At 78.4% G+C, this 380-nt stretch carries 1 pseudogene; it reads right to left on the reverse strand.

The annotated features are described in order from the left end of the window. Nucleotides 1-363 (reverse strand): annotated as a pseudogene (locus ACG2DA_RS23115) (hypothetical protein); the annotation flags it as partial. Between the last annotated feature and the right edge of the window lie 17 nt (nt 364-380).

Consider the following 380-nt stretch of genomic DNA (forward strand, 5'->3'; position numbering starts at 1 on the left):
CGGCGCGACGGTCGGCGACGGGAGCGAGGGGGCGGGCAGACTCGGCGCCGACGGCCGCGGTTCGGTCGAGAGACCGGCGTTGTGAACCGGGGCGGGGAGGGCGCCGCGACCGGCGGACTGCGACGCCTGCGAGACGGACTGCGAATAGGAGACGGGCGAGGCCCCGCCGCCGGTGCGGCAGGTCGCGGAGCCGACGTTGCCCGCGGCGTCGGCCACGGAGACCGTGACGGTGCCGCCGGCCCGCTGGGACGGGATGCGGAAGGAGCCGGAGAGTGCCGGCGTCACCGGCACCCTCTGCCCGGCGCCGCCCTCGGGGGTGAACACGACCCGCAGGGCGGCGGGGTCGGCGTCGGGGTCGGTCACGGTCCACCGGACCGCGA

It is taken from the genome of Alienimonas sp. DA493 (assembly GCF_043951915.1).
GTDB lineage: Bacteria > Planctomycetota > Planctomycetia > Planctomycetales > Planctomycetaceae > Alienimonas.